8 protein-coding genes are annotated in these 10,187 nt (G+C 55.6%); 1 reads left to right on the top strand and 7 read right to left on the bottom strand.

Features of this window, described 5'->3' with window-relative positions; all coding sequences use genetic code 11:
- Window positions 1-329 precede the first annotated feature (329 nt).
- Complete coding sequence (locus tag ACI3UA_RS07665; protein WP_439724224.1) at window positions 330-1,151, top strand: DeoR/GlpR family DNA-binding transcription regulator; 822 nt, start codon at window positions 330-332, stop codon at window positions 1,149-1,151.
- A 121-nt stretch (window positions 1,152-1,272) separates the two neighbouring features.
- On the opposite strand, the gene ilvA is transcribed toward ACI3UA_RS07665, so the two are convergent.
- The 7 genes from ilvA to ACI3UA_RS07630 form a co-directional block, all read right to left on the bottom strand.
- A complete protein-coding gene (gene ilvA, locus ACI3UA_RS07660) occupies window positions 1,273-2,526 on the bottom strand; it encodes a threonine ammonia-lyase (protein WP_439724223.1) in 1,254 nt (417 codons plus the stop codon).
- Window positions 2,527-2,585: 59 nt separating this feature from the next.
- Window positions 2,586-3,554: an asparaginase gene (locus tag ACI3UA_RS07655; protein WP_439724222.1), complete on the bottom strand. Its 969-nt coding sequence runs from the start codon at window positions 3,552-3,554 to the stop codon at window positions 2,586-2,588.
- A 56-nt stretch (window positions 3,555-3,610) separates the two neighbouring features.
- Window positions 3,611-4,624: a PocR ligand-binding domain-containing protein gene (locus ACI3UA_RS07650; protein WP_439724221.1), complete on the bottom strand. Its 1,014-nt coding sequence runs from the start codon at window positions 4,622-4,624 to the stop codon at window positions 3,611-3,613.
- 116 nt (window positions 4,625-4,740) lie between these two features.
- Complete coding sequence (locus ACI3UA_RS07645) at window positions 4,741-5,661, bottom strand: radical SAM protein (protein WP_439724220.1); 921 nt, start codon at window positions 5,659-5,661, stop codon at window positions 4,741-4,743.
- Between the two features lie 6 nt (window positions 5,662-5,667).
- Window positions 5,668-7,707, bottom strand: a complete 2,040-nt coding sequence (locus ACI3UA_RS07640) for an LTA synthase family protein (RefSeq protein ID WP_439724219.1) — start codon at window positions 7,705-7,707, stop codon at window positions 5,668-5,670.
- Window positions 7,704-8,471: a DeoR/GlpR family DNA-binding transcription regulator gene (locus ACI3UA_RS07635; protein ID WP_439724218.1), complete on the bottom strand. Its 768-nt coding sequence runs from the start codon at window positions 8,469-8,471 to the stop codon at window positions 7,704-7,706. Before ACI3UA_RS07635 ends, ACI3UA_RS07640 begins: the two co-directional genes overlap by 4 nt.
- A gap of 212 nt (window positions 8,472-8,683) precedes the next feature.
- The gene (locus ACI3UA_RS07630; RefSeq protein WP_439724217.1) at window positions 8,684-10,096 is read right to left on the bottom strand and encodes a ClC family H(+)/Cl(-) exchange transporter; all 1,413 of its coding nucleotides are present in this window, start codon (window positions 10,094-10,096) and stop codon (window positions 8,684-8,686) included.
- Between the last annotated feature and the right edge of the window lie 91 nt (window positions 10,097-10,187).

Genomic DNA, 10,187 nt, shown 5'->3' with positions numbered 1-10,187 from the left:
TCCATCTTGTGTAACATGCCCTATTCGCCGGGCAGTTCCGCCGCCTGAACACCGCCATGACTGTACCGTAGCGCCTTGCTAACCGTTGCTTTACACGTTCCCCTTTTTTATACTGCTGTTTGCGCGTTATATTACACCAGTTTTACGTTCTTTTTTTAAAATTTTAATTTAAACACGCTTTATACGATATTATTTGCTCATTTATACATGTTTTATATTTATTTTATAAGGTTATATGCTTGATTTTCTTTCTTTGGTCACATATAATGTAAGCATGAACATATAATCATGTCCGAAATGTAAATATATGTGTAAAGAGGGTGTACATTATGAAAAACAGTAAAAGCGTTGTATTCAAACGCCAGCAGAAACTGCTGGACATATTGCAGCGGCAGAGGAAAATCGATGTGGATACCGTTTCCAGCCAGCTGCATGTGTCCGCCACAACCATCCGCCGCGATTTGATGATGTTTGAGAAACAGCACCTGGTCAGGCGGTTCCACGGCGGGGCGGAGCTTATAGAGGGCGCGCTAAAGGAGGAAGACCCGTCGCCTATGTCCATGGCACAATCCGGCGTTGACAGGGAGCAGAAGGAGGCCATCGCCCGCTATGCCGCCAATCTGATTGAAGACGGCGACACTATTTTTATGAATTCCTGCTCCACGGTACTGAAGGTTGTGGATTATCTGAAAAACAAGCATGTCATCATCGTAACCAACAACAGCGCCATGATAGGCTATCCCCATGACCCTATGGTGACGATTATCCTGACAGGCGGCGAGCTGTATCAGAGTCGCCAGTCCCTGGTAGGGGAGTTTGCCATGAATGCTTTGACAAAAATACACGCTGACAAGGCGTTTCTAGGGGTAGGCGGCATCAGCGTCAGGGGCGGAATCACCACCTCCGTACTGCCGGAAACAGCCATTAACGACATGATGCTGCGCCGTTGCCGCGGCACCTGCTACATACTGGCCGCCAACACCAAAATCGGGCGGGAGCACAATTTCCTTTCCGCTTCCGTGAACAGCATAGACACCCTCATCACCTGCCAGGGCGGCAATACGGAGGAACTGCAGGGCCTGCGGGACCGGCAGATAGAGGTCATCGAGCTGGACTGCGCCCGGCCGGAGGCCGCGGGACAGCCCGACTGATGCAGTATGCACCCTGCAACGCATGAATGAATGCTGTGTGTACAAAAGCCATGTGCCCAAACAGCATACAGGAGCAAAAAAATACCCTCCCCGCCGCAACCGGCAGGGAGGGTAAAAATTATCAATATATCTTGTCGATGACAAAGCCTGCATTTTCCAGCGCCCTGATAATGCGCTGAACATGCTCATGCCCGTGGGTTTCCACCGTTACATCCAGTGCCACCTTCTTGAAGCTGTCCGTCACCTTGGACTGATTGTGATCCAGCTTGATGACATTGGCGTTTTCATCTGCCAGAATCTGGGACACATTCAGGAGCTGGCCCGGCTTGTCAGGCAGCTGCACCGAGAAGCAGAACACCCTGCCGCGGGCAATCAGCGCCTTGTCAATCAGGGCGGAAATCGTGGAAATGTCAATATTGCCGCCGCTGATGATGGCCGCCACCTTCTTGCCCTTGAAAGGCAGCTTGTTAAGGGCGGCAAGGCTCAGGGCACCGGCTCCCTCGGCAATCAGCTTGTGCTTTTCAATCAGGGAAAGCAGGGCTGACATGATTTCCATTTCGGAAACAGTAATAATCTGGTCAAGGTACTTTTTGCAGAAGGCATAAGTCAGATCACCCGGGGTCTTTACCGCACAGCCATCTGCCACGGTGTCCACCATCGGCAGGGTTGCCACGCCCTTCTGCATGAAGGAGGCCTCCATGCAGGCGGCTCCCTCCGGCTCCACGCCGATAACCTTTACATGCGGATTGACCGACTTGGTGGCAAGGGCCACGCCGCTGGCAAAGCCGCCGCCGCCAATCGGCACCAGAATGGCATCCACGTCCTTCAGCTCGTCAATGATTTCCAGGGCCGTGGTCCCCTGACCTGCCAGCACCTTCTGATCATTGAAAGGATGAATATAGACATAGCCCTTTTTCTTCTGCAGCTCCATGGATTTGGCACAGGCATCATCAAAGCTGTCGCCATACAGCACCACCTCGGCACCGTAGGCGCGGGTTGCCTCAACCTTCAGGATAGGCGTGGTGGCAGGCATGCAGATGATAGCCTTGCACCCCAGGCGCTGGGCCGCAAAGGCCACGCCCTGGGCATGGTTTCCGGCAGAGGCGGTAATGACGCCCCTTTTGCGCTCCTCTTCCGAAAGCTGGCTTATCTTGTTGTACGCACCACGCAGCTTGAAGGAGCCTGTATTCTGCAGGTTCTCCGGCTTCAGGTAAACGCTGTTGCCGCACAAATCAGAAAAATAAGGGCTTTCAATCAGGCGGGTCTTTCTCACTACCCCGTCCAGCTGCTTTGCGGCCTGATAAACATCCGCAATAGATGTATTTTCCAGAACCTCCTCTATGGTAGGTTCTGTTTTTTTTGCTTCCTCTGCCATGAAAACGGCCTCCTCATAAAATCTATTCTCAAAATAGCTGTGTTCTTAATAGAATAGCACTAGGAGCCGCTTCTGTCAAATCCCCTGCCCTCGCCCAATGCCAGCATCAGCCTTGCGGCCAGAGCCTCCACCGTGGCAGAGCCGCCGGAAATCACCCCGTGCTGCATGGCCCTGACCCCGACCTCATAGGTGTCCAGATGGGCGCCATCATAGACGCACTGGGTCGTGCAGACCAGCACCACGCCTTTCTGCACGGCATAATCAATCACAGGCAGCAGGCTGAGAGGTGATTCATCCGTAGGAACGCCACCGGCGCCGAAGGACTCAATGATAATCCCCCGGTAGCCCGCATCCACGGCCAGCCGCAGAAGCTCCGGACTGGTGCCCGGCAGCAGCTTCAGCACCATCACCCTGTCATCCAGCTGCAGGCGGGGCGAAAACTCGCCGGAGGGCCGCTCCTCCGGCTGGTTCCAGCTGATACTGCCTTCCACAGCATCAAACACCCCCGCCTCCGGCCTGTTGATGCTGTAGAAGGCGTGAAAATCCTTGGAGCACATCTTCTTGGCGCTGTCACCGTGTATCACATGCCCGTCAAAGGCGAGGAACACGCCGCCCCTGCCGCTGACCGCCGCATGGAACGCCGTCAGGAGATTTCCCCTGGCATCCGTGCCGGGATTTTCCATCGGCAGCTGGGAACCCGTCAGCACCACCGGCTTTGCCGTATTTTCCAGCATATAGTAAAGCGCCGCCGCCGTATAAGCCATCGTATCCGTGCCATGGCTTATAACAAATCCGTCATAATCAGCATACCTGTCCGCCACCGCCCCGGCGATTTTCTGCCAGTGGGCAGGCGTAAGGTTGCTGCTGTCCAGCTGCATCAGCTGCACAAAATCGATGCTGCAGAGCTTTCCCAGCTCCGGCACGGAAGCTATCAGCCCCTCCGCCCCCATGGAGGGCATCAGCCCGTTGCCGCTGTCCGAGCTGGCAATAGTGCCGCCTGTGGCAATAAAACAAATCTTTTTTTCCATGTAATACCTCCCGATAAAAAAAGGCCGCCCGCAAAGACAGCCTTTTAAAACAAACCTTATTTATTGTTGGCCAGCTCCACCAGCTTACCGGCAGTTTCGGACAATCTCGTCAGCTCCTGGGCAACCTCGGCAATAGCCGCGGTCTGCTGTCCTACAATCTCGGACGTAGCCTCGCCCTTGGAAACGGTCTCGTTGACGGACTCGCCAATCTGGTCGGTGAATTCCTGAATCTTGTCAACGGTTTCACGGGAGCTGTCTGCCAGCTTGCCGATTTCCTCCGAAACAACGGCAAAGCCTGCGCCGGCAGTACCTGCACGGGCAGCCTCAATGGAGGCATTCAGGCCCAGCAGGCGCGTCTGCTTCGCAATATCGCGAATCAGGCTGGTGAACTCGTTAATCTTGCTGGAGATTGCACTTACATTCTCAATCTCCTTGTTCAGTCCCTTCTGATTCTCATTTACATCGTTGGCAGAAGCCGCCAGCTCCTCCATAGCGGCGGAAACATGCATGGCAGTCTCGTTGATGGACTCAGCCATCTTCCTGAGCTGGAACTGGTAATGCCCCATGCGGGAGAAGGAGCTTGCCATCATGAACAATACCTCTGCCGCATACTCCAGGCGTTCCCTCGGCATAATCTGAATCTTGCGCACAGCCTCCACGTACTTCTCCGGATCTGCGCCAATCTCCTTGGCGTAGGCGCGGAACTTATCCTCATTAGGCGGTGCGGTCAGAATCTGTCCGCCGAGAATAGAGCCAATCTGCTTGCCGTCAACAATAATCGGCGCACCAAAATCGTACAATCCCGCATGGCACTCGTACAAGGTAGGACGTCCGGTGCGTGCGGCAGTCTCACCGCCGTTCTTGTCACACTGCTCGCAGCGACGGCACCCCTCCGTCGTACCACGGGTATACTTCATGCAGAACTCCGACCAGTCAGTAGGACGGGTAATCGGCTTGCCGTCAGCATCTACGGTAACGGCAGTCATACCTACCGCTCTCGCAAAATTGTCCTGAAACTTCTGCAGGAAATCCATATCAAATACATCTTGTACACGAATATCTTCTGCCACAGTAACACACCTCTCCCTAAATAATCTCTATGAAATATAAAAGATACCCCTATAGTCCACTGTATAATATATTATACTAGCAAATCACGCCTAAAACAATCCTAAATTTAATTTGTTTAAGGCAAACCAGTACAATCCCAGTCCGGCACATAGGCAGTTCCCGCCGACGACCGCTCCTGTACAAAGCACTTCGTAAAGCCCAGCTCTGCCGCATGCTCCGTCACGGACTCGTACTCAAAGGTCGTCAGCCGCCGCCCAAGCTGAGGAAACTCCTTCGCCCTGTACATGGGCGTATACTGGCTCATCAGGCTGAGATAAATGCTGTCGCCAAAGGCCGACCACAGCCAGTCCAGAAGCCGCATGCTGTCCTTTCTGGCTCCCGGCAGGACCATGTGCCGCACCAGCACGCCACCGGTCATAATCCCCTCGTCATTCAGCACGGGACTGCCTGCCAGCTCCACCATCTTCCCGATGGCCCTTGAGGCAACCGCAAAATAATCCGCCACCCCTGAACACATTTCCGCCAGGCCGCTGTCGTAGTATTTCAGGTCCGGCAGAAAAACATCCACGCTGTCCTTCAGCAGATTCAAGGTTCCGATATCTTCATACCCACTTGAATTATACACCACGGGTAGCGAAAAACCCTCTTTTTTTGCAAAAAAAATTCCATTAATTATTTGCGGCACGTAGTGGGTCGGCGTCACCAGATCCAGAACTGCCGCCCCGGCCGCCTGCTGATGAAGAAAAATCTCCCCCAGCTCATCGTCAGCCACAGGCTTTCCCCTGCCATGACGGCTTATCTCATAATTCTGGCAGAATACGCAGCGCAGGCTGCACCCGGCAAAGAACACCGTCCCTGCTCCTCCGGCTCCTGTCAGCACAGGCTCCTCCCAGGGATGCAGGCTCACCTTGGCCACCACAGCCCTGTCGCCGCCACCGCATGCGCCCCTGCCATGCAGGCGGTCGGCGCCGCACTTTCTCGGGCACAGCTGGCAGGCTGACAGCAGGCTGTCCCTCGCCTTCTTATCCAGCAGCATGCATCGTCACCGTCCCTCCAGCAGCCTCTCATCCAGCACCGGGCCGTACTTCGGCCGCCACCAGGACACACTGCGCACAGCATCAATGTACTGCTGCAATGCCGCCTCGTCAATGGCCCGTCCCTGACTGCCCTCTATCTGCACCGGCTCCAACGGCACCCTGTCCGCCTCGCCGATAAAGTCCCTGGTAATCCAGAAGCCGTAGTTCACGCCCTGACGATTATCTCTGGAAAGGCTCCCGCCCACAGCATAATATTCAAAGCCCTTCGGCGCAACCAGCTCTATCAGGGTAGGGCCTATATCAATCTGACTGCCTGCGCTGTCAGGCAGCAGCGTCCCCTTGTGTACGCCCCGGCCGGTGATGATAAAGGGAACCGCATACCTCTCATACATGGACGGCAGGTTGTCAATGTTATACCTGTCCGCATGGTCGCCAACTATGGCAATCAGGCAGTCAGGATACCGTTCCTTCAGCGCGGCCACGAAGCGGGCCATCTCCCGGTCTGCGTACCAGTAATGCCCCAGCTCCCGGAGCAGCCATTCATCACCCTGCACAGCCTCCGGCAGTACCCGGCGGACCGCTTCCGCATCAAAGCCCTTGCCCGCCACATCCACGCTGTAAGGGGAATGATTGGAGGCATTCATGATGACGTTGAAGCTGTCAGTATCCGGCCGTACCCCCTTTAGAACCTCTGCATACAGGTATTCATCATCACAGCCCCAGACGCTTCCCTCGGCCTCCTCCGGCATGTCGCCGCGGCCATAAAAATGGCGGAAGCCCTGCGCCCCGGTAAATGCACCGATGCGCTCCCAGCTGGCAGGCCCTGCATACCAGAAGGCCGTATCATACCCCAGCCGTTCCATCTGGGGCGCCAGTGCCGTTATATACGGCCCGGCAAAGGACTCCGGCATGGTGGTCAGGTACAGGTTGGCATCCGCCAGCCCCGTCACCACCCCCGTCAGCGCCGAAATGGTGCTGGCGCCGTTGGGCAGCATGGCCGGGCAGTAATCACTGTCCGCCCCTGCAATCAGCTCCCGCATGCCGTCCGCAATATGCAGACGGGCATACTTGTCCAGCAGTGGCCAGTTGGCATAGCTCTCGGAAACAATCAAAAAAATCTGCCGCGGCTTCTCAATGGCCGCACCACCGGCACTCCGCCGCAGATAGGTATCAAGGCTGTCACTGTCCGCAGGCATTCCTGCCCGGGCCGCCGCCAGCTGTTTTATCTGCTCCGCCGTAAAATTCAGTCCGTTGCAGGCCAAAAGGCGGTTATTCATGCGATAACCGCGATAGACAGCCTGATAATCATCCAGAATAGCCTCATTCATAAAGGCATCATTGGTGACGCCCACATTTTCCCATTCCAGGGCAGTTTCCCAGCCCCAGCTGCCGCCGAAGACCACCAGCCGCCCCAGCACGTAGAGCCCTGCCACAAGGGCAAGACGCCTGCACCAGACGGCATAACCGTACTTCGGGCGAAGGCCGCCGGCAAAGCCGCCCGACCTGTACTGCAGGCCTGTCACCCTGTCGAGCCTGCCGCCAGCACCGCCACTGCCAAAGCTGCCGATGAAGCGGTACAAAAGCCACCACAGAAGGCCGCCCAGCAGCAGTGCCCCCGCCAGCCTGACAGGCAGGTTGAACTCCTGCACCAGCGAAATCAGCAGGGCATACATATCATCGTTGCCCGCATTGAACAGGAGCTGATGAAAACGGCTGTGGAACTGGCGATAATAAGGAAAGCTGGCCACGAACATCACCGAGGTGACAGCCAGCAAAAATCCGTTCAGCACCCGCTCCAGCCTCTGGCCCCATGCGGCCGATACGGCCGTACACAGCCCTGCCGGAACCATGACGGCCAGCGTCAGCACGCCGGCCGTCTGGATGCTCAGCCGCGTTCCCAGCCACAGAACCGTCTGCAGCTCGCCCCAGCCGGTACCGGGTGCCCAGTATTCCTGCAGCCACAGGCAGAATATCAGCCTGCAAAGAGAAAGGACTGAAAGATAAAACAAAAATACCTTCAGTCCCCTGTATACATAATTAATCATGGCACAATAAGCTCTACACCGTAGCGTGTCAGCGCCTCGCACACCTTCTCAGACGGCATGGAATCCGTAATAAGCCCGGACAGGGTATCCAGCGTCGCATAGTTGTAGTTGCCGTCCGTGCTCAGCTTTCTGGCCTCCGCCACCACATAGGCGCGCTTGCTGACGCGGATAATCTGCGCCTTGTTGATGCCGTCCTCAATATCATAGGTGGATACGCTGTTTTCCATGGCGTCCACGCCGATAGCCCCCACGAAGGCAACATCCGGCTTCAGGCGGGAAATAAAGTCCATGGTCATGCCGCCCCAGAAGCCGTCACGGCTCTTGTTTATCTTGCCGCCGGCAAAAACCACGCGAATCTTCGGATGATTGGCAAGAATGAGCAGGATGTCAATCATATTGGTCACAATAGTAAGCTCCCGCTGGTCCTTGGCCAGAAGCTCCGCAATAGCCAGATTGCTGGTAGAAATATCCAGAAATACCATATCCCTGTCATGAATGAGCTTCACGGCAGCATGGGCAATACGCCGCTTGGCATCCACATCGGTGGTCTTGCGCTTGCTGATTTCAATCACATGGTTATTCTCACGCAGCACCACGGCGCCGCCATAGGTACGCTTCAATCGTCCCTGCTTCTCAAGAGAGCCCAGATCCTTGCGGATGCAGTCCTCTGTCACACCAAATTTCTCGCTCAGTTCCTTTACGCGAACCTTTCCCTCTGCGTTCAGCATATTCATTATGCTTTCCTGACGCTCTTCCAAAAACATGATATCACACTCCCAATCCGATAATATTATATATCCAACTGTGCAAAAATGCACGAGGTCTTAGTTACCATTGTTCAATTTTCCTGCAACAATGCCCAATAATTCCAATTTCCTATTATTTTACACGCAATCTTGCTTTTTATCAAGTAATATTTTTATCTATTGTTTATATAGGAATACTGTCCTATTTTATTACACTTTTATTTATTTTGTCAATTCTTCCCCGCAATTTCTTTGCGACGGGGCATTTTGCGCAGCATTCTCTCCAAAAGCTCGGTATATACCGGCCTGCCGCCGGTCAGCTCAGCCACCGCATACGCGGAGAGGGAGACTATCAGCAGGGCCAGCATGTGCTGAAAGGAGCCTGTCATCTCCATAATCAGGACACTGCCCGTCACCGGCGACTTTACTACCACGGAAAAATACGCCGCCATGCCGAAGACAATCATATCCGCCATGTACATGGCAGGCAGCAGCCCGGCACCTGACAGCAGGCTGCCGAATATCGCCCCGCCCAGCGCCCCCAGCACCAGCATGGGCAGAAAAATCCCTCCCGGCACCCCGGAGCCGAAGCACAGCATGGTGAACAGAAACTTCCCGGCAAAAAGCAGGCAGAGAAAGGCAAGGCTGTAATCCTCCACCGCCAGCGCGTCCACAAGATGACTGCCGCCTCCCAGAAGCTCCGGCAGTACGAAGCCAAGGACGGCCGCCACCGCCAGAGGCAGCAGCGGCCTGTAGATGCCGCGCAATCCCCTGCCCTCGTACCAGGCCAGGGAAAACAGCAGTGACCTGTTGAACAGCCTGCCCAGCAGTCCCACAAAAACTCCCAGCCCTGCCAGCCAGCCCAGCATATCCAGCGGCATGGGCAGGAGATAGCCCAAAGTGAAGACCGGGCTGACGCCAAAGAACAGCTCCGTTACCGTCGCAGCAGTAACGGCAGCCGTGATGGCCGCCAGCAGAACCGCAGGCGAAAACGTCCTCTGCAGTTCTTCCAGCCCAAAAATCACCCCGGCCAGCGGCGCGTTGAAGGCGGCCGCCAGACCGGCGCCGGAGCCTGCCACCAGCAGGGTTCTGGCTTCCAGCCCCCTGCCCTCGCGATGGCGGATACTGCCTATGCCCTGACCGGCACAGGCGCCGATCTGCACGCTGGGGCCTTCCCTGCCCAGGGACATTCCCGCCCCTATGGCCAGCACGCCGCCCACAATCTTCGCCGCCAGCACGGAAAGCCAGTTCATGGACATCCTGCCCATCAGTATGCCCTTGACCTGGGGAATGCCACTGCCGGTACACATAGGCTCCGCCGCCACGATTTTGGCCAGCAGCCAGGCCGCCAGCACAAAGGCGGCCCCGTAGGCCAGCGGCAGCAGCCAGTCTCCCTGCAGGGCGGAATTCTTTACATATTCATATACAAGAGGACGCCATGCCTCGGAAAGCGTCAAAAGATAGCGGAACAATCCCACGGACAGTCCGGCACCTATGCCCACACCACAGCCCTCCAGAATCAGGCGCAGGCGGAAGAGCTTCTTCCCGTTCCTGCTTCTGTTCCTGCTTTTACGGCCAGCTCTATTTCCAGTTTTATTCTCAGTTTTATTCCCGCTTCTGCGGTTTTCTGCATTACTGTTCATCTTCACAATTCATCATGCGCAGTCAACGATATGCACTTCACCATGCACAGCTCATATTTCCCACTGCGCCGCTTATATTCACCATGCACAG

This window comes from Anaerovibrio sp. (assembly GCF_051866355.1).
Classification (GTDB): domain Bacteria; phylum Bacillota; class Negativicutes; order Selenomonadales; family Selenomonadaceae; genus Anaerovibrio.
This window is presented reverse-complemented; position numbering and strand designations above follow the sequence as displayed.